We start from the raw sequence: 21,954 nt of genomic DNA, 5'->3' as shown, positions 1-21,954 counted from the left end.
GACTTTCGTCGTCCGGGATGACGACCAACCTCCAACGCCCTGTCCGGCTTGGCAAAAACGAAATCTCTGGCACTTGCGCGGTTTTCGTGTATGGTGCGCCCACTTTCGGCGGGTTTTGCCTGCCGGATGCGTCATGAGATCCGACCGCGCTGGACGACATCCCGGCCCGGCCGCCTCTGACGGCAGCAGGCCCGAATACGGGCCTTTCTTGAAAATACGAACCTGAAAGGACATGCGATGTCGATTACGGCTGAGCGCAAAACCGCGCTCGTGAAGGAATTTGCTCAGAAGGCTGGCGACACCGGTTCCCCGGAAGTGCAGATCGCCATCCTCACCGAGCGGATCAACAATCTCACCGGCCACTTCAAGACCCACACGAAGGACAATCATTCCCGTCGTGGTCTCCTGAAGCTCGTCTCGCAGCGCCGTTCGCTTCTCGACTACGTCAAGAAGAAGGACGAGAGCCGCTACAAGACCATTATCGAGAAGCTCGGCATCCGCCGCTAACTTCTCCAAAGACTTCCGTCCGGAGCCTGGCTCCGGACGGCTTCCCGAGCACGATCGGGCGAGGGGACGGTCCCTTCGCAGAAGGATCGTGGCTCAAACAAAGCGCGGAGCCGGCGCGACGGGAAGGTCCCTCGCTCCCGGGCTCCAACGCCGAAGAGATGTAAATCCCGGCGTTCTCAAAGGAGGCGGATGACGCGATGACCATGGCAGGATCGCAAGGCGCTTACACCGGCGGGGCCGTTTTCCCCGCCGCCGAGCGTCTTGCCGTCTTGCTCATGGCATCGAGCCCCGCCCTGTCATGAAAGACAAAACCACATGTTCGACATTCAACGCGAAGAACTGATCTGGGGTGGGCGCAAGCTCACGATTGAGACGGGCAAGATGGCCCGCCAGGCCGACGGCGCCGTCGTCGCCACCTACGGCGAGACCACGGTGCTCGCTACCGTCGTGTCCGCCAAGGAGCCGAAGGCAGGCATCGATTTCTTCCCGCTCACGGTGAACTACCAGGAGCGCACCTACGCCGCCGGCCGCATTCCGGGCGGTTATTTCAAGCGTGAAGGCCGCCCGACCGAGAAGGAGACCCTCGTCTCCCGCCTCATCGACCGCCCGATCCGTCCGCTCTTCCTCGAAGGCTACAAGAACGACACCCAGGTCGTCGTGACCGTGCTCTCGCACGATCTTGAAAACGATCCGGACATCGTCGCCATGGTCGCAGCCTCCGCTGCCCTGACCATTTCCGGCGTGCCCTTCATGGGCCCGGTGGGCGCTGCCCGCGTCGGCTATATCGGCGGCCAGTACAAGCTGAACCCGCCGCTGCAGGAAATGGAAGAAACCTCCCTCGATCTCGTCGTCGCCGGTACGGCTGACGCGGTTCTGATGGTGGAATCGGAGGCCAAGGAACTGGCGGAAGACGTGATGCTCGGCGCCGTGATGTTCGGCCACAAGCACTTCCAGCCGGTGATCGAGGCCATCATCCGCCTCGCCGAAAAGGCCGCCAAGGAGCCGCGCGATTATCAGCCGGCCGACGTCTCCGACGTGGAGAAGGCCGTTCTCGACATCGCCGAGAAGGACCTTCGTGAAGCCTACAAGCTGACCAAGAAGCAGGACCGCTACGCCGCCATCGACATCGTCAAGGCGAAGGTGTTCGAGGCGCTCTGCCCGGCGGACGGTGAAGCCAAGTTCGAGCCCGAGAAGGTCAAGGCCGTCTTCAAGGACGCCCAGGCCAAGGTCGTGCGCTGGAACATCCTCGACACCGGTTCGCGCATCGACGGTCGTGATCTCAAGACCGTGCGCTCCATCGTCTCCGAAGTCGGCGTTCTGCCCCGCACCCACGGTTCGGCCGTGTTCACCCGCGGTGAGACGCAGGCCCTCGTGGTCGCCACGCTCGGCACCGGCGAGGACGAGCAGTACATCGACCAGCTCGAAGGCACCCGCAAGGAAACCTTCCTGCTGCACTACAACTTCCCGCCCTACTCCGTCGGCGAGACGGGCCGCATGGGTTCGCCCGGCCGCCGCGAAATCGGCCACGGCAAGCTTGCCTGGCGCGCCATCCACCCGATGCTGCCGCCGTCCCACGAGTTCCCCTACACGATCCGCGTCGTGTCGGAGATCACCGAGTCGAACGGTTCGTCCTCGATGGCTTCCGTCTGCGGCGGCTCGCTGGCGCTGATGGATGCGGGCGTTCCGCTCCGCCGTCCGGTCGCGGGTATCGCCATGGGCCTCATCCTCGAGGGTGAGCGCTTCGCGGTTCTCTCCGACATTCTCGGCGACGAGGATCACCTCGGCGACATGGACTTCAAGGTGGCCGGAACGGACCAGGGCATCACCTCGCTCCAGATGGACATCAAGATCGCAGGCATCACCGAGGAGATCATGAAGGTCGCCCTGGAGCAGGCGAAGGACGGTCGCGCCCACATCCTGGGCGAGATGAACAAGGCGCTCACCGCGCCGCGCGCCGAACTCGGCGAGCACGCTCCGCGCATCGAGACCATGCAGATCCCGGTCGACAAGATCCGCGAAGTCATCGGTTCGGGCGGCAAAGTCATCCGCGAGATCGTGGAGAAGACCGGCGCCAAGATCGACATCAACGACGACGGCCTGATCAAGATCGCTTCCGCCGACGGCAAGTCGATCAAGGCCGCCTATAACTGGATCCGCTCCATCGTCGCCGAGCCCGAGATCAACACGATCTACGAAGGCACGGTGGTGAAGGTGATGGAATTCGGCGCGTTCGTGAACTTCTTCGGTTCGCGCGACGGCCTCGTCCACATCTCCGAACTCGCCAAGAACCGCGTCAACAAGGTCACCGACGTGGTCAAGGAAGGCGACAAGGTGAAGGTCAAGTTCCTCGGCATGGACGAGCGCGGCAAGGTCCGCCTCTCCATGAAGGTCGTCGACCAGGAAACCGGCGAAGACATCACCGAGAAGCTCAAGGCCGAACGCGACGCCGAGAAGGCCAAGCAGACGGCTGGCGAGTAAGGGCGTTAAGGCTCATGAATTGAAAAGGGCGGCCTCGAGCCGCCCTTTTTGTTGCTTGTCGTTGTAAAAACCGCCGCTCCCGCCCTGTCCGGAAACGCTGCGATTGATTGCCTGCGCAAAGTCGCGTCAAATCCCGCTATGACCGCCATCACCTCCCTCGCCGCTCTCCAATCCCTCTACGGCGAACCCGCTGAAGCCTCGCTCGTCAAGGAAACGGACCGGGTTGTGCCGGTCTATCGCAGTTTCATCGAGGCATCGCCCTTCGCGACACTGGCGACGCGCGGGCCGGAGGGGCTCGATTGCTCGCCGCGTGGGGACGGGCCGGGGTTCGTTCGCGTCCAGGACGAGAAGACGCTGTTGTTGCCGGACCGGCGCGGCAACAACCGCATCGATTCACTGCGCAACATCCTGCACGATCCGCACCTCGCCCTGCTCTTCATGATCCCCGGCATCGGCGAGACGCTTCGCGTCAACGGACGCGGAACGATCTCGGTGGAGCCGGCGCTGCTCGAGAGTTTTGCCATCGACGGCAAGGCGCCAAAAACCGTGCTCGTGATCGACGTCGATGCCGTGTTCTTCCAATGCTCACGCGCCATCGTGCGAGCGGAGCTGTGGAACCCGGACAAGCGCCTGCCGCGCGAAGCCGTGCCGAGCGCCGGACAGATGCTGGCGGGCTTGAGCGAGAACAGGGTCGGCGGCGAGGCCTATGACAAGGCCCTGCCGGAGCGGTTGAAGACGACGCTTTATTGAGGCGATGCGCCCTCTGCCCGCCCTCCCGGCCACGAAAGCGGGCCATCAAACTCCCCGGGAGCCTCGCCCTGAGGAGGCCGTCAGGCCGTCTCGAAGGGCGAGGCGGTTCCAGTGCTCGCTGGACCCTCCTTCGAGACGCGGCTGCGCCGCTCCTCAGGATGAGGCGGGTGCAGAAGCGGATGGGCATTCTCGTCACGCGATCCCGGATCGCCTTTGGCGTCCGGGATGACGAAGCCGTGCTCACGGCCGATCCTCATGCCGCCCCCTATCTCTCCCCGTTGCGTAATTGACGAGCTTCAGCAGCAAAGTTATTAGAATCATTCTAAACAGGATTCGCCGCATGTTTTCGCGCATTTTCGGCTTCAACCGCCGCCCCTTCGATTCCCTCTCCGAACAGGAAGTTCTCGCCCTCGCCATCTCCTCCGAGGAGGATGACGGGCGCATCTACCGGGCCTATGCGGACGGCCTGCGGGAAAAATTTCCCCACTCGGCCAAGGTGTTCGAGGAAATGGCGGATGAGGAGGACCGGCATCGCCGCGCCCTGATCGAGCTTCACCAGAAGCGCTTCGGCGATACCATTCCGCTGATCCGCCGGGAGCATGTGCGCGGTTATTACGAGAGGAAGCCCGATTGGCTGGTGCGGCCGCTCGGCATCGAGAAGGTGCGCGCCGCCGCCGAGAACATGGAGGAACAGGCCCACCGCTTCTATGTCGCGGCAGGCCAGCGCTCCACGGACGCCTCCACCCGCAAGCTTCTGGGCGATCTCGCCGCCGCTGAGCAGGGGCACATCTCGCTCGCGCGCCGTCTCGGCGAATCGCTCACGCCGGAGGACATCCGCGAGCAGGAGGCCGAGACCGAGCGGCGGCAACTGATCCTGACCTATATCCAGCCGGGCCTCGCGGGGCTCATGGACGGCTCCGTTTCGACCCTCGCGCCGATCTTCGCCGCCGCCTTCGCCACGCAAGACACCTGGCAGACCTTTCTCGTCGGCCTCTCGGCATCCGTGGGCGCTGGCATTTCGATGGGCTTCACGGAGGCCGCGCATGACGACGGCAAGCTCTCCGGGCGCGGCTCGCCGCTCAAGCGGGGTCTGGCCTCGGGCATCATGACCGCCATCGGCGGCCTCGGCCATGCGCTGCCCTACCTCATCCCCCATTTCTGGACCGCGACCATCGTCGCCGCCTGCGTCGTGTTCGTGGAACTGTGGGCCATCGCTTTCGTGCAGAACCGCTACATGGAAACGCCGTTCCTGCGCGCCGCCTTCCAGGTGGTGCTCGGCGGCTCGCTGGTCTTCGCGGCGGGGGTGCTCATCGGCAACGCGTGAAGCCGCGCCGAAGGTTACCCGGTCAAGCTAGGTTCGCGCGCCCGAACCGGATTTGCAGCGCTTGGCATAATCCCGGCGCATGGTCGCGATCAGCTTTGCGAACTCAACCGTCTCGGCTTGTTCCTTGGCCATTTCCTCGGGGTGCAGCCGGCGGCAGGATTTGACCGCTTTCGTGGCGGCCGCAACCGCGCGCTCGGACGCTGTGACCATCATGCAGAAATCCGCATCGGAGCCGCTTGCCCGGTAAGCCCGGGAGGCCTTCACCGACTCGTCGCTACCCGCTCTCGACGCGCTCAAGTCGATGCTGCAACGGTCCTCCTCCGATTGCGCTTTCACGCCGGGTGCGGCGCATTTCAGTTGAGGCGAATCCAGCAGCTTCAGATCCTGCTTCGCTTTGGCGATATCGCTTTGCGCGGTGGAAACATAAGGTGCGCAAGCATTGCTCATGTCGATCTTCTGCAGCGTCGCTTCGCGCGTCTTTGCGAGCATGGCGCAACGCGCCTCTTCGGTCTTCGTGTTGCGATGGTTTTCCGTGAGCTGGCTCAGCTCGTCCGTCCGTTTCTTGTAGGCCTCGATGCCGCGCCAGCAATCGGCCTGATCGGCAAACGCCTCGGGCGCACCAAATGCGCTTCCCGCAAGAAGGGCCGCCACAAGCAAGAGAATTCGAACCATCGTCGCTCACCGTCACTTTGAAACGATGGATCATAGTTGGGAAAAAAATCATCGTACAATCAGGCTTTCGGTCTAGACCGGTCCTCCACCCTTGACCTCGTGGCCGCCAGCGCGGACAACAGCGGCCCGTTTTTTGCTTTTCGAGGAAGCGCCATGTCCATTCAACGCATCAAGCCCGGCCCCCGCATGAGCGGCGCGGTCGTTCACGGCAACACGGTTTATCTGGCCGGTCAGGTCGCCGATAAGGCCGCCGGCAAGGGCGTCGGCGAGCAGACCAAGGAAATCCTCTCGATCATCGATGCGCTTCTCGCGGAAGCCGGCACCGACAAGACCAAGATCCTGATGACCAATATCTGGCTCACCGACATGGCGACGTTCCAGGAAATGAACGCCGTGTGGGATGCCTGGGTCTCGCCCGGCAACACTCCGGCCCGCGCCACGGTGGAAGCCAAGCTCGCCGCGCCGCAGTTCAAGGTGGAGATTGCGGTCATCGCCGCAAAATAAAAATGGGCCCCGAGGGGCCCATTTCCTTTATGGGGCATCCATGATGCCGCTACGGGCAGGACCGCGCCCGGCCATCGTAACCGACATAGGTGCCGGTCGCGGGGTTGTAGGATTTGAAGCGTTGCGCGCAGTACTGGACCGCGGTGTTCATCTGGTTCTGGTTCTGCGAAGCAACCGCACCGCCTACGATCGCCCCCGTCGCAAGGCCGACAGCTCCGGCAGCCGCCGCGCCGCCATAGTCATAGTAATACCCGCCGCCGTAATAGGGGCTCCCGGCATAGTACGGATAGCGATAGCCGGGACGATAGGCATAACCCCGATAGGGATAACCGGAGCGGTAAGCATAACCCCGATAACCATAACCGGGGCGGTAGGCGTAGCCGGGACGATAGGCCGGCCTGTATGCCGCGGCGGGCCTGTAACCGCCGGGGCGATAACCGGCAACGGACCTGTACGCAGGGCGATGGGCAACGCGATGCATGCCTGCACCCCGATGCATGCCCCCGTGCATGCGCGCTGGAGGCCGCCGGAAGTGCGCTCCTCCTCCACCACGAAAACCTCCGCCACCGCGACGGGCGTAAGCGGTCGCGAATTCATCGTTCTGCAATTGCGTCAAGGGAAGCTGAAGGCGCGGATCCTGCTGGGTCGGTTGCGCCAGGGTCGGTTGCGCCAGGACGGAGACAGGCAAAAGCGACGCCGAGCCTATGAGAGTCGACGCCAGAACGGCGATGATCTTGTTTCGCATGAGTGGACCCTCCTCTTCCACCTCGCATCGAACGAAACGACGCTAGACCTTGAGATCGCATGATCTAAGGCGAACAACCGGTTTCCACTTGTTCTGATCATGCTCCAGGGCCAACGCGTGGGCGTTGGCCCTGTTCCGAAAAGCGTCAATGGGCCCGAAGGCCCATCGCTCGTCTCAGCCTGAGTGACTACTGGCAGAGATATTGCTGCCCATCCGGAGCCCAGACCGTGTTCGAAGTCTTGTCGTAGGTCGGGTATTTCGCCGAGCAGTAGGAAATCCAGCTCTGTCCCGGCGTCTGGCCCCAGGACGGCCCGTAGACCCCGTACACCCCGGGTGTGGCCCCGGCGATGCTACCCGTCGCCGTGACGTCGACCCCACGGCGATAGCCGTAGTCATAGCCATACGGATTCATCGGGCTGTAGTAGCTCATGGGCGCCTGTGCGTAGCCGCGACGATAGTAGTAAGGCTGCTGTGCATAATGGCGACGATGGTACACCGCCGCTTCATGCCGCGTTACGGGATGGCGTCTCTTGACCGTCGTGCGTTCACTGCTCTGCGCATAGGCCGCCTTTTGCGAAAGCACGGCCATGTCGTCCTTGGAGATAGACTGCGCCTGCGATGACGCGGCCCAAAGGGACGCCGAGCCGAGCGCAAGAGCGGCTGCAGTAACTAGGAAAGATTTGCGCATGGGAAACTCCCTCGTCTGACAAGGGATTCAACGCCAGCTCCGAGGTGCTGTTCCGATTTTCAAAGATTACACTTCTGTAATCGCGAGAGTTTGAAGAAAGCGTATCTATTATCTGAAGTTAAGCTTCAGTTCTTCATGCCAATTACAAAATAAAACGGCTCAGGTCCGTATTTTTTGCCAGGCTTTCGACTTGGCTGCGAACATAAGCCGCATCGATCGTCACGCTTTCACCTGAGCGGTCGGGCGCGGTGAAGGAAATATCGTCGAGCACGCGCTCCAGCACCGTCTGCAGACGGCGCGCACCGATATTCTCGACCGTGTCATTCACCTCGACAGCGACCTTGGCCAACGCATCGATGGAATCGTCCGTGAACACGAGATCGACGCCCTCCGTTTGCATGAGCGCGACGGATTGCTTGACGAGGCTCGCCTCGGTTTCTGTGAGGATGCGCTTGAAATCATCGACGGTGAGCGGGGACAGCTCCACCCGGATCGGCAGGCGGCCCTGCAATTCGGGCAAGAGGTCCGACGGCTTCGAGACGTGGAACGCGCCCGAGGCGATGAAGAGAATGTGATCGGTCTTCACCGATCCGTGCTTGGTCGAAACCGTCGTGCCTTCGATGAGCGGCAGAAGATCACGCTGCACGCCCTCGCGCGACACGTCCGCGCCGGAGCGCCCTTCGCGGGCGCAGATCTTGTCGATCTCGTCGAGGAAGACGATGCCGTTGTTCTCCACCTGGCGGATCGCTTCCTGCACGATGGCATCCTGGTCGAGAAGCTTGTCGGATTCCTCCGCCACCAGCGGTTCATAGGCCTCGTGCACCGTGGTGCGGCGCGCCTTGGCGCGCCCGCCGAAAGCCTTGCCGAACATGTCGCTCAAGTTGATCGCGCCGACGGAGGCTCCCGGCATGCCGGGGATCTCGAACATCGGCATGCCCTGCGGGCCGCTCGCCTGCAATTCGATCTCGATTTCCTTGTCGTCGAGTTCGTTGTTGCGCAGCTTGCGGCGGAAACTGTCGCGCGTCGCGGCGCTGGCCGTGGTGCCGACGAGGGCATCGAGCACGCGCTCCTCGGCGGCAAGATGCGCTTTCGCCTGCACCTGCTTGCGGCGCTCGTCGCGCACGAGGCCGATGCCGACCTCGACGAGATCGCGCACGATCTGCTCCACGTCACGGCCGACATAACCGACTTCCGTGAACTTCGTCGCTTCCACCTTGATGAATGGCGCGTTGGCGAGCCGCGCGAGGCGGCGCGAGATCTCCGTCTTGCCGCAGCCTGTCGGCCCGATCATCAGAATGTTCTTCGGCGCGACTTCCTCCCGCAACGATCCGTCGAGCTGCTGACGCCGCCAGCGGTTGCGCAAGGCAATCGCGACGGCGCGCTTCGCATCGTGCTGGCCGACGATGAAGCGGTCGAGTTCGGAGACGATTTCGCGGGGGGAGAATGTGGTCATGAGCTTGCGAGAAGATGCTGAAGATTGCGGGCGATTTGAGGCGGAAGGAACTTCAGGACACGTCCTTGCCGATCATAAGTCGATGCTCTCGATAACGATATTGCTATTGGTATAGACGCAGATCTCCGCCGCGATGGACAGCGAGCGGCGCACGATGGCTTCCGCGTCCTTGTCCGAGTCCGCGAGCGCCCGCGCGGCGGCCAGCGCATAGTTGCCGCCCGAACCGATGGCCATGATGCCACCCTCCGGCTCCAGCACGTCGCCGCTGCCCGAGAGCAGCAGGCCGACCTCCTTGTCGGCGACGAGCATCATCGCCTCCAGGCGGCGCAAATAGCGGTCCGTGCGCCAGTCCTTGGTGAGCTCGACGCAGGCGCGGGTGAGCTGGCCGGGATATTGCTCGAGTTTGGCCTCGAGACGCTCGAACAGGGTGAACGCATCCGCCGTCGCTCCCGCAAAGCCCCCGATCACGCCGCCCTTGGCGAGGCGGCGCACCTTTCGCGCGTTACCCTTAACGATGGTCTGGCCGAGGCTCACCTGCCCATCGCCGCCGATGACGACGCGGTTTCCTTTCCGCACCATCAGGATCGTGGTCGCGTGCATGAGGGGCGAGGAATTGTCTGACACGGGAGGGAACTCCGGAGGGCGAGGGAGGGGGGAGGAGAGGACCTCTTTACCCCGTCACTTAATCATCGCCGGCTCAAAAGCAACGCGGGTAGCGTTTCTCGGTCGAGCTTGATAGAACGCCTCGTCTCACTCCTCAGCAAGGATGAAAGAATGCGCGCCGCGAGCGTCAGCCGTCGCACCGCCGAGACCGATGTCGCCGTGTCGATTGCCCTTGATGGCACCGGCAAGGCCGAAATCGCGACCGGGGTCGGTTTTCTGGATCACATGCTCGAACTCTTCGCAAGGCACGGTCTATTCGACCTGACCGTGAAGGTGACGGGCGATTTGCATGTGGACCAGCACCATACGACGGAGGATACCGGCATCGCGCTCGGCCAGGCGATTCTGAAGGCGCTTGGCGACAAAAAGGGCATCCTGCGCTACGCCGATATCCACCTGCCGATGGACGAGACGCTGACCCGGATCGCCCTCGACATCTCGGGCCGCCCCTTCCTCCTGTTCCGCACCGCCTTCCCGACGGAGAAGATCGGCGCGTTCGACACGGAGCTGGTGCGCGAGTTCTTCCAGGCCTTCGCCATCAATTCCGGCCTCACCCTGCACGTAGAAACCATCTACGGCGAAAACAGCCACCATATCGCGGAAAGCTGTTTCAAGGGTCTGGCACGCGCCTTGCGTCAGGCGGTGGCGGTGGACCCAAGAGAGGGGGGACGCGTTCCCTCCACGAAGGGCACACTTTAGAGGTTGCGGCATGATCCGGACGAACAGCCGGTTTTCGGTTGTTCCGATCATGCTTTAGGAGCGGGACGGTCATGAAAACCTATGTCTTGCACCTGCCGCGCAGCGCGCGGCCGGGCGATGCGGGCGATTTGGACAAGGCCCGGACGGTGAAGGACGGCTTTTCCTGGGGCGCGTTCTTCTTCACGTTCCTCTGGTTCTTCTTCCATCGGCTCTGGCTTGCGGGCCTTCTCGTTCTCGCCGCGGTGATCGGGCTCGGTTTTGCGATGGAAGCCTTCAACGTGCATCCCGCCGCCGGGTTCCTCGCGCAGGTGCTGCTCTCCACCCTGATCGGGCTGGAGGCGAACAGCCTGCGGCGCTGGTCCCTGACGCGGCGCGGCCTGCCCGCCGTCGACGTGGTGCGCGCGCATAACCGCGACGAGGCCGAGACCATGCTTTTCGCGCGCTGGCTCCAGCGCACGCCGGCAGCGGCCCGCCAGACGACTGTCACACCCGCCGTCACACCGGCGACATCGCCGACCCGCAGGATCGAACCTGTGATCGGCCTCTTTCCTGATGCGGAGCGTCCCCTGTGAGCGTCGCCATCGTCGATTACGGTTCCGGAAACCTGCACTCCGCCGCGAAAGCCTTCGAGCGCGCGGCCCGTGAGGCGGGTCTTTCCGACACCATCACCGTCACCTCCGATCCGGACACGGTCGCCAAGGCCGATCGGGTCGTTCTGCCCGGCGTCGGTGCCTTCGCCGATTGCCGCCGTGGGCTCGATGCGGTTCCCGGCATGGTGGATGCCCTCAGCCGCGTGGTGCGCGAAAAGGGCCATCCTTTTCTGGGCATCTGCGTCGGCATGCAGCTCATGGCGACGCGGGGGCTCGAGCACGTCACCACGCAAGGGCTCGACTGGATCAAGGGCGATGTCAAAGCCATCATGCCCGACGATCCTTCCTTGAAGATCCCGCATATGGGCTGGAACACCCTCGACGTGCGCCACACGCACCCGCTTCTGAACGGCATTGAAACCGGCGCGGACGGCCTCCACGCCTATTTCGTGCATTCCTTCGCGCTGCAGCCGAGCGAAAGCCGCGATATTGTCGCCACCACGTCCTATGGCGGACCGGTGACGGCGATGGTCGCGCGCGACAACATCGCCGGCACGCAATTTCACCCCGAAAAGAGCCAGACCCTCGGTCTCAAGCTCATCGCCAATTTCCTGAGGTGGCGCCCGTGATTCTCTTTCCCGCCATCGATCTCAAAGAAGGCCGCTGCGTTCGCCTGATTCAGGGCGACATGGACCAGGCGACCGTGTTCAACGACGATCCGGCAGCGCAAGCCGCCGCCTTCGAGGCGCAGGGCTTCGAGTGGCTGCATGTGGTCGATCTCGACGGCGCGTTCGCGGGCAAACCGATGAACGCCTCCGCCGTCGAGGAGATTTTGAAGCGCATCAAGATTCCGGTGCAGCTCGGGGGCGGCATCCGCGACATGAAGACCGTCGAGGGCTGGCTGTCGAAGGGCGTCGCCCGCGTCATCATCGGCACCGCCGCCGTGCGCGATCCGGCGTTCGTGCGCGAGGCCGCGCGGCTTCATCCCGGCAAGATCGCGGTCGGCATCGACGCCAAGGACGGGCTGGTTGCCGTCGAAGGCTGGGCGCAGACCTCGACGCTCACGGCGGAGGAACTCGGCCGCCGCTTCGAAGATGCGGGCGTTGCCGCGATCATCTACACCGACATCGCCCGCGACGGCATCTTGAAGGGCCTCAACATCCCGATGACGCTGGCGCTCGCCAAGGCGGTTTCTATCCCCGTCATTGCCTCCGGCGGCCTTGCCTCGATGGCGGATATCGAGCGCCTGACGCAACCCGATTGCGCCATCCTCGGCGGCGCGATCTCGGGCCGCGCGCTCTATGACGGGCGCATCGATCCCGCGCAGGCGCTGGCGTTGTTGAAGACGGCGCGGGGGGAGACGGTCTGATGCTGAAGGTCCGCCTCATTCCCTGCCTCGATGTGAAGGACGGGCGCGTCGTGAAGGGCGTGCAGTTCGTCGATCTCGTCGATGCGGGCGATCCTGTCGAAGCCGCCAAGGCCTATGACGCCGCCGGCGCCGACGAACTCTGCTTCCTCGACATCACCGCGAGCCACGAAGCGCGCGGTATCCTGCTCGACGCGGTGCAGCGTACGGCGGAAGCGTGCTTCATGCCGCTCACCGTCGGCGGCGGCGTGCGTACGGTGGAGGACATCCGTAAGCTCCTGCTGGCGGGTGCGGACAAGGTGTCGATCAACACCGCCGCCGTGAACAACCCGGACTTCGTGCGCGAAGCGGCGGAAAAATTCGGCGCGCAGTGCATCGTCGTCGCCATCGACGCCAAGAAGGTGTCGGGCGAAGGCGAGGAACCGCGCTGGGAAATCTTCACGCATGGCGGGCGCAACGCCACCGGCCTCGATGCCATCGCCTTCGCGAAAAAGGTCGCCGATCTCGGCGCGGGCGAACTTCTGGTCACCTCGATGGACCGGGACGGCACCAAGGGCGGCTACGACCTTCCCCTCGTGCGCGCCATCGCCGATGCGGTCTCGGTGCCGGTCATCGCCTCCGGCGGCGTCGGCAATCTCGACCACCTGGTCGATGGAGTGAAGGAAGGCCACGCCAGCGCCGTGCTGGCCGCCTCGATCTTCCACTTCGGCACGCACACCATCGCCGAAGCGAAGAACTACATGGCGAAGGCGGGGCTGAAGATGCGGCTCGACAAGCCGGCGAAGGCGTAAAGGGGAGCCTCACCCTGAGGAGACCGTCAGGCCGTCTCGAAGGGCGAGGCGGCTCCAGAGGGCGCTGGAACCTCCTCCGAGACGCCGCTTCGCGGCTCCTCAGGATGAGGTTGAGCTTGCGTGCTGTTTCCCCATTTCTTTCGGAAAAGCTGGCTTTTCAGGCCCGACGGGTCTATTGAGCCGCCGAAAACTGAAGATTGAGCCATGACCTCCTTCACCCTTGACAACCTCGCCGCCATCGTCGCGCAACGCGCTCAGGCGCCTGTGAGCGAATCCTACACGGCGAAGCTTCTCGCCGAGGGTCCGGCGCGGGCCGCCAAGAAGCTTGGCGAGGAGGCGGTGGAGGCGGTGATCGCGGCTGTGGCACAGGACCGCGCCAACCTCACCGCCGAGGCGGCGGACGTGCTCTATCACCTATTGGTCGTGTTGCAGGGCGCTCAAATCCCCTTAAGTGATGTGATGGCCGAGCTCGAACGCCGCACGTCGCAATCGGGATTGGCGGAAAAAGCGGCGCGTAGCCAATAAGAGCCGCGAGCATGATCAGAACAACTGGAAATCGGTTGTTCGCACCGATCATGCGGCAAATAAAAATCTAGACCCGTGAGGGAACGCCGGAGCGATATCGAATTCCCGAAAAGGGAGAGCGCTCCAACCAGAACAGGAAAGGCGTCTTCGATGGATCAGCGCACGCCGGTGCCCGCGTCCGACAGCGACAACCTCTCGCCCTATCGCATCTTCTCGCGGGAAGAGTGGGCGCAGTTGCGCGCCGACGCGCCGTTGACCCTCACGGCGGACGAGGTGTTGCGCCTGCAATCCCTCAACGATCCGATCTCGCTGGACGAAGTCGCCGCGATCTACCTGCCGCTCTCGCGCCTGCTGTCGCTCTATGTTGCGGCAACGCAAGGGCTGTTCAAGGCGACGCAGCGCTTCCTCATGGCCGAGAACGACGTGAAGGTGCCCTACATCATCGGCGTCGCGGGCTCCGTCGCGGTCGGAAAATCCACCACCGCCCGCGTGCTGCAGGCGCTCCTCGCCCGCTGGCCCAACACGCCGAAGGTCGATCTCGTCACCACCGACGGTTTCCTTCTGCCGAACGCGGAGCTGAACCGCCTCGGCCTGATGGAGCGAAAAGGTTTCCCGGAGAGCTACGACACCAACGCGCTGTTGCGGTTTCTGGCGGATATCAAGGCGGGCAAGCGCAGCGTGCGCGCGCCGCTCTATTCGCACCTCGTCTATGATGTGGTGCCCGGTGAGGAAGTCGTCGTCGACCGGCCCGACATTCTCATCGTCGAAGGGCTGAATGTGCTGCAGCCCGCGCGCATGCCGCGCGACGGCACCGTCATTCCCTTCGTCTCCGACTTCTTCGATTTCTCGGTCTATATCGACGCCGAGGAAGCGGATTTGCACCGCTGGTACGTGAACCGCTTCTTGCGCCTGCGCCACACTGCCTTCCGCGATCCGAAATCCTTTTTCCGCCGCTATGCGGAGATCTCGGAAGAGGAGGCGATCACGACCGCCGAAGGCCTGTGGAACCGGATCAACCTCGCGAATTTGCGCGAGAACATCCTTCCCACCCGCCAGCGCGCGAGTCTGATCCTCAAGAAGGGCGCGAGCCACCGCATCGAAACGGTCGCGCTGAGAAGGCTTTGAGCTTCAAGACTTCGACGCGCCCTCAACGCGCGCCGCTTGCCGCGTCATAGGAAGCCTGCGCCGCCAAAACGGCGTCCATGTTGCGCTCCGCCCAATGCGCGAGCGCCGACACGGTTTCGGTCAATGTCAGGCCAAGCGGGGTAAGGGCGTATTCCACCGTCACCGGCACGGTGGGAAAGACCGTGCGGGAGATCAGCCCGTCCCGCTCGAGCTTTTTCAGCGTCTGCGACAGCACCTTCTGCGAAATGCCCTTGATGTCGCGCCGCAGGTGATTGAACCGCACCGGCCCGTCCTCCAGCCGGTCGAGGATGAGCAGCGCCCATTTATCGGCGAGCCGATCGAGCACGAGGCGCGTCGGGCAGCGATCTTCGTAAACGTTGTAGGCATGCTTCATCGTCGGGACCCGCTGTTGGGTTTCTTTCCGGGAACTATGTGAGCCGAAAGTGCTCTCTTTCGCCCCTGTCTCATCGGTAGTAGCTATCAGATTGATAGAAAGTTTCCAGTAGAAACTAGGAGATTCCGATGGTTGGAAAGATTCTCGTGCTCGGTGCGACCGGCAATGTGGGCAAGCCGCTGGTGAAGGCGCTGCTGGCAAAGGGCGAGGCGGTGAAGGCCGCATCCCGCTCCGGCAAGCCGGTCGAGGGCGCGGAGGGCGTGGCGTTCGACTACAACGACCCCTCCACCTTCGCCCGCGCCTTCGAAGGGGTCGACCGGGCCTATGTGATGCTGCCGACCGGCTATGTGAATGCGAAGGAAATGCTGCTGCCGGTCATCGAGGCCGCCGCCGCGCGCAAGGTGAAAGTGGTGTTCCAGAGCGTGTTCGGCGTCGAGGCAGACGATTCCATCCCCTACCGCCAGGTCGAGATCGCCCTCGAGAAATCAGGCACGCCCTATGTGATCCTGCGGCCGAACTGGTTCGCCGACAATTTCCATATCTTCTGGAAGGCCGGTATCGACCATGGGCAGATCGCGGTGCCCGCCGCCAACGGCAAGTCGAGCTTCATCGACGTCCGCGACATTGCCGAGAGCGCGGCGGCGGCCCTCACGACGAACCGCTTCGACGGCAAGGCCTTCAGCCTGACCGGCCCCGAAGCCCTCGGCTACGCGGATGCGGCGGCCCTTTTGTCGAAGGTTCTTGGCAAGCCGGTCGCCTACACGGCGGTGGACGATGAAACCTTCATCGGCATTCTGAAAGGCGCGGGCGTGCCGGATGATTACGCCCGTTTCCTCGCCACGATCTTCCACCCCGTGCGCGAAGGCTGGACGGCAAAGGTGACTGATGCCGTCGAGACTCTGACGAGCCACAAGCCGCGCTCTCTGGAAACCTATGTGCGGGACAATGCTGCCGTGCTGAAGGCTTAAAGCCGCCCCAGCTGGCGGCTGCCGGTCACCTCTCCCTGAGGGAGAGGTCGGACCGCAGGTCCGGGTGAGGGGTTCGGAGCCCTTTTCGGGAAAAGCCGCGGACCCTTACCCTCGCTGCGCTCGACCTCTCCCCGCCGGGGAGAGGTCAGGGCAGTGCGTTCGGCTTACCTCAAAAGCCCTTCCTGCCGCGCGAGGTCGCGCAGGTTCGTCTGCGGGCGCGCGCCGAGGTGGCTGATGACCTCCGCCGCCGCGAGGCCGCCGAGGCGGGCGCAGTCGGTGAGGTCGAGGTTTTCGACGAGACCGGCGAGGAAGCCGGCGGCGAAGAGGTCGCCCGCGCCGGTCGTGTCCACCACCTGATCCACGGGGAAGGCTTTCACCGCGCGGGTTTCCTCACGGGTGACGACGAGGGCGCCCTCGTCGGAACGGGTGACGACGCCGAGCAGGTTCTCCTCGCGCAGCGCCGCAAGGGCGCTCTCCGCGTCCGACGTGCCATAAAGGCTCTGCAATTCGTGAATGTTGGCGAAGACGATATCGAGGCTGCCGTCGCGCATGAGGCCGAGGAACTCGTCGCGGTAGCGGTCGACACAGAAGGCGTCGGAGAGAGTCAGCGCGACCTTGTTGCCCGCCTCGTGGGCGATCTTCACCGCCTTGCGGAAGGCTTCCTTCGCCGCCGGCGGATCCCACAGATAGCCTTCGAGATAAACGTAAGAAGCCGCGCGCACGGTTTCGGGCTTCACGTCGTCCGGCGTGAGGTTCTGGCACGCGCCGAGATAGGTGTTCATGGTGCGCTCGCCGTCCGGCGTCACCAGAATGAAGCTGCGCGCGGTGGCCGGGCCGTCCTTCGCGAAGGCGACATCGTAATGCACGTCGATGGCCTTGAGGTCGTGCGCGAAGAGGCTGCCGGTCTCGTCGTTCTTCACCTTGCCGATGAAGCCCGCCTTGACGCCGAGCGAGGCCACGCCCGCCGCCGTGTTCGCTCCCGAACCGCCGGAGACGATGGTGGCCGGGCCCATCACCGAATAGAGGTGCTCGGCGCGGGGCTCGTCGATGAGCTGCATGGCGCCCTTGTGGACTTTCTGGGCCACGAGGAACGCCTCGTCCGTGTGGGCGAGAACGTCAACGATGGCGTTGCCGAGGGTGAGCACGTCGATGCGGGTGGAGGACATGGGAAACCAGAATGAGAGGAGGTAATGTTGGCGCGCTTTCGCATTCGCAGGCGAAGCGGTCAAGTTTCTTGGGTGGATTCTTGATTGGTGTTCTCGCCCGACCGTGCCGAAACCGCGCGATCGCCAGCCGTGCCGGGCGCTTTCGGCCCGTGCCGTCCGGCCTTGTCGAGAATCGTCAGCATTCGGTTCGTATCCTCCGGCGACAGGTTGGCGATCTCACGCGCGAGCCTGTTTGCCAGAAGCGTCACGTCCGGCCGGGTAGCCGCCGTGTCGATCTTGACCTTCGGATCGGAGAGATCGGCAAGACGCACGAGCTCATCAGCCTCGTCCCAGATGATGTGGAAATATTGCAGCGTGCCTTGAATGAGCGCCCAGCTTGGCTTGCCGCGCTCGCCGCGCTCGAGGGCCGAGAGATAGGCGCTCGAAACCCCGAGATGCGCGGCCATGTCCTTCAGGAGCAATCCACGCTCGCGGCGAAGCCGCCGCACTTTTTCGCCAAAGGGTGTCATGCGCTCGACCCCGCTCCGCGCCTGCGGCGAAGCCTGACATAAAGCGCGCCGGAGCCGCCGTGATGGGCGACAGCCTCATCGAAGCCGAGAACAAGCGCGCGCAATTCCGGCAGGCCGAGCCAATGAGGCACCATGCGCCGCAGGATGCCGCGCTCCTCGAACAGCGCCCCCGCGGAGGACGAACGGCCCTTGCCGGTGATGACGAGAACGAGGCCGTGATCGCGCTCCTGCGCCCGCCGCAAAAAGCCCATCAGCGCCATGTGCGCCTCGGCCTGCCGCATGCCGTGGAGATCGATGACCGCATCGACAGAGCGCGTTCCCCGGCGAAGGGCCTGGAGGGTCTTGCGCTCCACTGGCGCAAGGGGAGGCGGGGAAGGCTTTTTCGGCGCGGGCCGCGAGGCGAGGGGCAAGGGCGGCGGGGCAAGCGAGGCCAGAGCGGGCTTTGGCTCTTCCGCCGGTTCGGGCTCCCCCGGCAATTCCTTGCCCGTCATAGGCTTCACGCCCCGCGTGACATGGGCCCACAGGCGCTTTTCCTCCGTGTTGAGGGAGCGGCGACGGCGGGTCATGCCGGCCTCACGGAACCTGTTGGGGACGCAGGACGATGAAGCGCGTCGCATGGCGCAAAAGCCCCGCGCGCGTGCCCGCCTCCTCGCCGCTACCGAAAAAGAAATCGCCTCGCGCGGGGCCGAGGATGGCCGAGCCCGTATCCTGCGCGATCATCAGCCGCGCGAGCGGCTCCGCCTCGTCGAGGGAGAACGGCAACGCACCTTCGAGCCAGAAGGGCAGGCCGTAGCTCCATAAATTACGGTCCACGGCGAGGCTCCGGCCAGGGGTCAGCGGAATGCCCGCCCCGCCGATGGGCCCCTCTTCAGGCGCAAGCTCCGACGCTTCGCGGAAGAAGATGTAGGACTGGTTGCGGCGCATCAGCTCACGCGCCTCGACGGGATGGTCACGCAGCCAGCCCATGAGCTTTTCGAGGGTCATTTCCTCGAGCGTCATCTCCCCGCGCTGGACGAGAAGACGGCCGATGGAGGTGTAGGGCCGCCCGTTCCGCCCCGCATAGGCAACGCGCATCACCGAGCCGTCGTCGAGACGGATGCGCGCCGAACCCTGGACATGGATGATGAAGGCCTCGCCCGGCTCGCGCAGGAAAACCACCGGCTTCGCCTTCGCGCCGAGCGCGCCTTCCTCGATGGCCGCGCGGTCGGGATAGGGCTCATGGCCCTTGGCCGTTTTGCGGGCGGCCTGAAGACCGGCTTCGAGGCCGGGGAGGGTTTCCCCTTGCGGGATGGTGACGAGATCGTCGGGCCGATCGAGCAGGGGAACCGTGTAGAGGGGCGTCCGCTCGCGCGAGCCCTTGAATTCCGGCTCATAATAGCCGGTCAGAAAGCCGGAGCCTGTTTTCGGGATGATCTCGAAAGGGCGAAAATGCGTCTCGAAGAAAAGCCGCGCCTGCGTCCCGGACAAGGGCGAGGGCTCGGCCAGCGCCTTGCGGCAGACGGCGGCAAGGCCGCCGGCGACCGTTTGGGCAGGGCGCAACGCGGCCTGCTTTGCGGCCAGCGCCTCGCAGCTGCGCCGGAAGGCCTGAAACGCCGCCGCGTGATCATCGGCGGGCCAGTTAGTAAGATCTTGAAAGGAAAGGGGTTTCAGTTCCGCCTTGTCGGCGAGGGCGGGCGAGATATCGGCCATGCCGAGGGCGAAAGTCATCGCGAGCGCTCCCCAAAGAGCGCCGGAAGGGCCTCGCCCGTCATGCCTCATTGCCCCGCTTCGGTCGCGACGAGCTGCCAGTTGGGATCGCGGCTGCCGAGGGTCCGGGCGAAGGTCCAGGCATCGGTCACGTCCACCACCGTCTCCGGGCTGCCGTCAATGACAGCGCCATCGGCGTCGCGGGTCGCGGTGATGAGCTTGGAGAGGAAATGCACCGCGATCTGGGCATTGTTGCCCTGAACCTCGACATTCCTGATCTCGGCCTTGTCGATGGAGACGAAAGTGGTTTCGACCTTCTCGCCCTTGCGCTCACGCTCGGCGAGGGCGCGGTCGAAGCCGTCATAGACGTCCTTCGAGAGCAGGTCCTTGAGCGCCTTGCGGTCGCCCTGGGCGAAAGCCATCACGATCATTTCATAGGCGGCACTCGCGCCTTCGAGGAAATTCGGGGCGTCGAAGGAGGGCTCGGCCCGCGCGATCTGGTCGAGGCCGAGCGCGATGGGCGTTCCCGATTCGGCGATGCCCTTCCAGCGGTCGGCGGGCGGCACGACGGGCGGAGCCTTCTCTCCAGGCGCGTTCGGCAGGCGCACGACGTTGTCGCGATCCGCCGCCGCGGCCTCCGGCTGCTCGCGGCGGGCGAGCGGCTCGAAGGGCGGCCTCTCGCTCCCCGTCTTCTGCCCGAGCACCGAACGCAGCCGCCAGGCCACGAAAATGGCGAGGACAATAAAAATGAGGGTCGTGATGTCGAAGGAGTCTTGCATCGTCGATCCGGTCCAGCCTGTCTGCCCCAATCCCGATCGTCGCGATCACGGCGAAGACCGATCTTTCGCATATGGGGTCATTGGCTCGTAACATCCACCTTTCATTGCGACAAGCGAGAGCCAGATACGTTAGAGGCTGATCGTGTCTCTTTGAAACACGATCAGCCTCTCGTTTCCTTTATTTATTGCATGATCCGGGCGAACAACCGGTTTCCACTTTGTTCTGATCATGCTCCAAGCCTGAGAACAGGCCGAAACTTGTTCGCGGGCGGGAAGCGTGCTAGGCGCGAAACCTCAGGTCCGTTGCCGATATGGCGTTTCATTCGGGCTCAACCGATTACCCCCTCCTCGGAGTTTAAAATCATGGCCGACACCACGGCAAACAACGGAGGAGCGCAGGAGAACGCCGTTCCGGCGCTGAACGCCCTCGCTCAGTACTGCAAGGACTTCTCGTTCGAGAATCCCAACGCCCCGCGCTCGCTGCAGCCGCAGGAAGAAGGCCCGCAGATCAACCTGCAGGTCAACGTGAACGCCAAGCAGCTCGACCAGGCCGATTTCGAAGTCGACCTGACCCTCGAGGGCAGCGCGACGGTCGGCGGCAAGGACGTGCTCTTTGCTTTCGAGCTGACCTATTCCGGCGTCTTCCGCGTGCAGAACATCCCGCAGGACCAGCTGCATCCGGTCGTCATGATCGAGTGCCCGCGCCTGCTCTTCCCGTTCGCCCGCCAGATCGTGGCCGAAGCGGTCCGCAACGGCGGCTTCCCGCCGCTCTACATCGACCCGATCGATTTCGTGGCGCTCTATCGCCAGCGCGCGTCCGAGGCGCAGGCCCAGCAGGGCCAGACGCTCTCCTAAGAGGAACTCTGTTCCTCGCCGAGATAGGTGAGCCACAGGGCGTTCGATCCAAGTCCTTGAACGAACGCCTGGTGCGCCTCCCGCTCGGCATCCGTCAGACGCGACAACATTGGACGCGGCCGCATCTCCCGGGATGCGGCCGCTCCCGTTTGAACGGTGATCGAACTCTTCGCAAAGCTCTGGACGGACAAATCGAGGCCCGTCTGCTTGCCGCCGATGAGTTCGATGTAAACTTCCGCCAGAATTTCCGAATCGAGCAGCGCCCCGTGCTTCGTGCGTTTCGAGTTGTCGATGCCATAGCGCGAGCAGAGCGCGTCGAGGCTGTTGGCCGCGCCGGGGTGCTTGCGCCGCGCGAGCATGAGCGTGTCGACCACGTCATTCAAGGCGATGGGCGTGTGGCCGGTGCGGGAAAATTCCATGTTGAGGAAGTTCACGTCGAAGGCGGCGTTGTGGATGACGAGCCGCGCATCGGCGATGAAGTCCAGAAATTCCGTCACGATATCGACGAAGACCGGCTTGTCCGCCAGAAATTCATTGCTCAGCCCGTGAACGGCGAACGCGCCCGGATTCACCGGATATTCCGGGTTGATGTAGGCATGATAGAACTTGCCGGTCGGAATGTGGTTGAGCAGTTCCACGCAGCCGATTTCGATGACCCGGTCGCCCTTGAGATGCTCGGTACCGGTGGTTTCCGTGTCGAGAACGATTTCGCGCATG

27 protein-coding genes are annotated in these 21,954 nt (G+C 63.9%); 14 read left to right on the top strand and 13 right to left on the bottom strand.

The features are described from left to right. Positions 1–237 precede the first annotated feature (237 nt). From rpsO to DQW91_RS02595, 3 genes are all read left to right on the top strand, one after another. Positions 238–507, top strand: a complete 270-nt coding sequence (gene rpsO / locus DQW91_RS02605; RefSeq protein ID WP_112661979.1) for a 30S ribosomal protein S15 — start codon at positions 238–240, stop codon at positions 505–507. Positions 508–822: 315 nt separating this feature from the next. Then, on the top strand, positions 823–2,985 hold the full coding sequence (gene pnp / locus DQW91_RS02600) for a polyribonucleotide nucleotidyltransferase (RefSeq protein WP_112661978.1): 2,163 nt from the start codon (positions 823–825) through the stop codon (positions 2,983–2,985). 138 nt (positions 2,986–3,123) lie between these two features. Then, complete coding sequence (locus DQW91_RS02595; RefSeq protein WP_112661977.1) at positions 3,124–3,735, top strand: pyridoxamine 5'-phosphate oxidase family protein; 612 nt, start codon at positions 3,124–3,126, stop codon at positions 3,733–3,735. 80 nt (positions 3,736–3,815) lie between these two features. On the opposite strand, the gene DQW91_RS16520 is transcribed toward DQW91_RS02595, so the two are convergent. Continuing rightward, positions 3,816–3,992 carry a hypothetical protein gene (locus DQW91_RS16520; RefSeq protein ID WP_157961310.1) on the bottom strand — a complete coding sequence of 59 codons (177 nt, stop codon included), beginning with the start codon at positions 3,990–3,992 and terminating at the stop codon, positions 3,816–3,818. 83 nt (positions 3,993–4,075) lie between these two features. Here DQW91_RS16520 and mbfA point away from each other — a divergent pair, with 83 nt between their 5' ends. Continuing rightward, positions 4,076–5,059 carry an iron exporter MbfA gene (gene mbfA / locus DQW91_RS02590; RefSeq protein WP_112661976.1) on the top strand — a complete coding sequence of 328 codons (984 nt, stop codon included), beginning with the start codon at positions 4,076–4,078 and terminating at the stop codon, positions 5,057–5,059. Between the two features lie 27 nt (positions 5,060–5,086). Here mbfA and DQW91_RS02585 read toward each other — a convergent pair whose 3' ends face one another. Further along, entirely contained in the window at positions 5,087–5,731 is a 645-nt protein-coding gene (locus DQW91_RS02585; RefSeq protein WP_112661975.1) for a hypothetical protein, read from the bottom strand. Positions 5,732–5,884: 153 nt separating this feature from the next. Here DQW91_RS02585 and DQW91_RS02580 point away from each other — a divergent pair, with 153 nt between their 5' ends. After that, entirely contained in the window at positions 5,885–6,235 is a 351-nt protein-coding gene (locus DQW91_RS02580; protein ID WP_112661974.1) for a RidA family protein, read from the top strand. Positions 6,236–6,284: 49 nt separating this feature from the next. On the opposite strand, the gene DQW91_RS02575 is transcribed toward DQW91_RS02580, so the two are convergent. From DQW91_RS02575 to hslV, 4 genes are all read right to left on the bottom strand, one after another. Then, positions 6,285–6,980: a BA14K family protein gene (locus DQW91_RS02575; RefSeq protein WP_245410867.1), complete on the bottom strand. Its 696-nt coding sequence runs from the start codon at positions 6,978–6,980 to the stop codon at positions 6,285–6,287. A gap of 187 nt (positions 6,981–7,167) precedes the next feature. Continuing rightward, a complete protein-coding gene (locus DQW91_RS02570; RefSeq protein ID WP_112661973.1) occupies positions 7,168–7,668 on the bottom strand; it encodes a hypothetical protein in 501 nt (166 codons plus the stop codon). A 142-nt stretch (positions 7,669–7,810) separates the two neighbouring features. After that, positions 7,811–9,121 carry an ATP-dependent protease ATPase subunit HslU gene (gene hslU / locus DQW91_RS02565; RefSeq protein WP_112661972.1) on the bottom strand — a complete coding sequence of 437 codons (1,311 nt, stop codon included), beginning with the start codon at positions 9,119–9,121 and terminating at the stop codon, positions 7,811–7,813. Positions 9,122–9,193: 72 nt separating this feature from the next. Continuing rightward, a complete protein-coding gene (gene hslV, locus DQW91_RS02560; RefSeq protein WP_112661971.1) occupies positions 9,194–9,721 on the bottom strand; it encodes an ATP-dependent protease subunit HslV in 528 nt (175 codons plus the stop codon). 174 nt (positions 9,722–9,895) lie between these two features. Here hslV and hisB point away from each other — a divergent pair, with 174 nt between their 5' ends. From hisB to coaA, 7 genes are all read left to right on the top strand, one after another. Next, the gene (gene hisB / locus DQW91_RS02555) at positions 9,896–10,483 is read left to right on the top strand and encodes an imidazoleglycerol-phosphate dehydratase HisB (RefSeq protein ID WP_112661970.1); all 588 of its coding nucleotides are present in this window, start codon (positions 9,896–9,898) and stop codon (positions 10,481–10,483) included. A gap of 71 nt (positions 10,484–10,554) precedes the next feature. Beyond that, a complete protein-coding gene (locus tag DQW91_RS02550; protein ID WP_112661969.1) occupies positions 10,555–11,055 on the top strand; it encodes a DUF2628 domain-containing protein in 501 nt (166 codons plus the stop codon). Then, complete coding sequence (gene hisH / locus DQW91_RS02545; protein ID WP_112661968.1) at positions 11,052–11,702, top strand: imidazole glycerol phosphate synthase subunit HisH; 651 nt, start codon at positions 11,052–11,054, stop codon at positions 11,700–11,702. The genes DQW91_RS02550 and hisH overlap by 4 nt, the downstream gene beginning before the upstream one ends. After that, entirely contained in the window at positions 11,690–12,442 is a 753-nt protein-coding gene (hisA, locus tag DQW91_RS02540; protein ID WP_112661967.1) for a 1-(5-phosphoribosyl)-5-[(5-phosphoribosylamino)methylideneamino]imidazole-4-carboxamide isomerase, read from the top strand. The genes hisH and hisA overlap by 13 nt, the downstream gene beginning before the upstream one ends. Then, the gene (hisF, locus tag DQW91_RS02535; RefSeq protein ID WP_112661966.1) at positions 12,442–13,230 is read left to right on the top strand and encodes an imidazole glycerol phosphate synthase subunit HisF; all 789 of its coding nucleotides are present in this window, start codon (positions 12,442–12,444) and stop codon (positions 13,228–13,230) included. The genes hisA and hisF overlap by 1 nt, the downstream gene beginning before the upstream one ends. A 204-nt stretch (positions 13,231–13,434) precedes the next feature. Next, a complete protein-coding gene (locus DQW91_RS02530) occupies positions 13,435–13,755 on the top strand; it encodes a phosphoribosyl-ATP diphosphatase (protein WP_112661965.1) in 321 nt (106 codons plus the stop codon). A gap of 150 nt (positions 13,756–13,905) precedes the next feature. Then, a complete protein-coding gene (gene coaA, locus DQW91_RS02525) occupies positions 13,906–14,880 on the top strand; it encodes a type I pantothenate kinase (protein ID WP_112661964.1) in 975 nt (324 codons plus the stop codon). 22 nt (positions 14,881–14,902) lie between these two features. On the opposite strand, the gene DQW91_RS02520 is transcribed toward coaA, so the two are convergent. Next, positions 14,903–15,274 (bottom strand): winged helix-turn-helix transcriptional regulator, encoded by a 372-nt coding sequence (locus tag DQW91_RS02520; RefSeq protein WP_112661963.1) that lies wholly within the window; start codon positions 15,272–15,274, stop codon positions 14,903–14,905. A 128-nt stretch (positions 15,275–15,402) separates the two neighbouring features. Here DQW91_RS02520 and DQW91_RS02515 point away from each other — a divergent pair, with 128 nt between their 5' ends. Continuing rightward, positions 15,403–16,242: an SDR family oxidoreductase gene (locus DQW91_RS02515; protein ID WP_112661962.1), complete on the top strand. Its 840-nt coding sequence runs from the start codon at positions 15,403–15,405 to the stop codon at positions 16,240–16,242. A 164-nt stretch (positions 16,243–16,406) separates the two neighbouring features. Here the strand turns inward: DQW91_RS02515 and DQW91_RS02510 are convergent, their stop codons facing one another. The 5 genes from DQW91_RS02510 to DQW91_RS02490 are packed head-to-tail and all read right to left on the bottom strand — an operon-like array spanning position 16,407 to position 20,382. Further along, a complete protein-coding gene (locus tag DQW91_RS02510; RefSeq protein ID WP_112662426.1) occupies positions 16,407–17,408 on the bottom strand; it encodes an adenosine kinase in 1,002 nt (333 codons plus the stop codon). A 59-nt stretch (positions 17,409–17,467) separates the two neighbouring features. Further along, positions 17,468–17,917: a helix-turn-helix domain-containing protein gene (locus DQW91_RS02505; protein WP_112661961.1), complete on the bottom strand. Its 450-nt coding sequence runs from the start codon at positions 17,915–17,917 to the stop codon at positions 17,468–17,470. Next, entirely contained in the window at positions 17,914–18,483 is a 570-nt protein-coding gene (locus DQW91_RS02500; RefSeq protein WP_112661960.1) for a Smr/MutS family protein, read from the bottom strand. Before DQW91_RS02500 ends, DQW91_RS02505 begins: the two co-directional genes overlap by 4 nt. A gap of 7 nt (positions 18,484–18,490) precedes the next feature. Next, complete coding sequence (gene mltA / locus DQW91_RS02495) at positions 18,491–19,624, bottom strand: murein transglycosylase A (protein WP_245410866.1); 1,134 nt, start codon at positions 19,622–19,624, stop codon at positions 18,491–18,493. 47 nt (positions 19,625–19,671) lie between these two features. Next, positions 19,672–20,382: a Tim44/TimA family putative adaptor protein gene (locus tag DQW91_RS02490; protein ID WP_112662425.1), complete on the bottom strand. Its 711-nt coding sequence runs from the start codon at positions 20,380–20,382 to the stop codon at positions 19,672–19,674. A 363-nt stretch (positions 20,383–20,745) separates the two neighbouring features. Between DQW91_RS02490 and secB the strand changes: the two genes are divergently transcribed. Beyond that, positions 20,746–21,237: a protein-export chaperone SecB gene (gene secB / locus DQW91_RS02485; RefSeq protein ID WP_112661958.1), complete on the top strand. Its 492-nt coding sequence runs from the start codon at positions 20,746–20,748 to the stop codon at positions 21,235–21,237. On the opposite strand, the gene dnaQ is transcribed toward secB, so the two are convergent. Continuing rightward, the gene (dnaQ, locus tag DQW91_RS02480; protein WP_112661957.1) at positions 21,234–21,953 is read right to left on the bottom strand and encodes a DNA polymerase III subunit epsilon; all 720 of its coding nucleotides are present in this window, start codon (positions 21,951–21,953) and stop codon (positions 21,234–21,236) included. The two genes, secB and dnaQ, sit on opposite strands and share 4 nt — an antisense overlap. Position 21,954 lies beyond the last annotated feature (1 nt).

The organism is Microvirga flavescens (assembly GCF_003290125.1).
GTDB lineage: Bacteria > Pseudomonadota > Alphaproteobacteria > Rhizobiales > Beijerinckiaceae > Microvirga > Microvirga flavescens.
The sequence above is the reverse complement of the archived record's forward strand: the minus strand, read 5'-3'. Positions and strand labels throughout refer to the sequence as shown.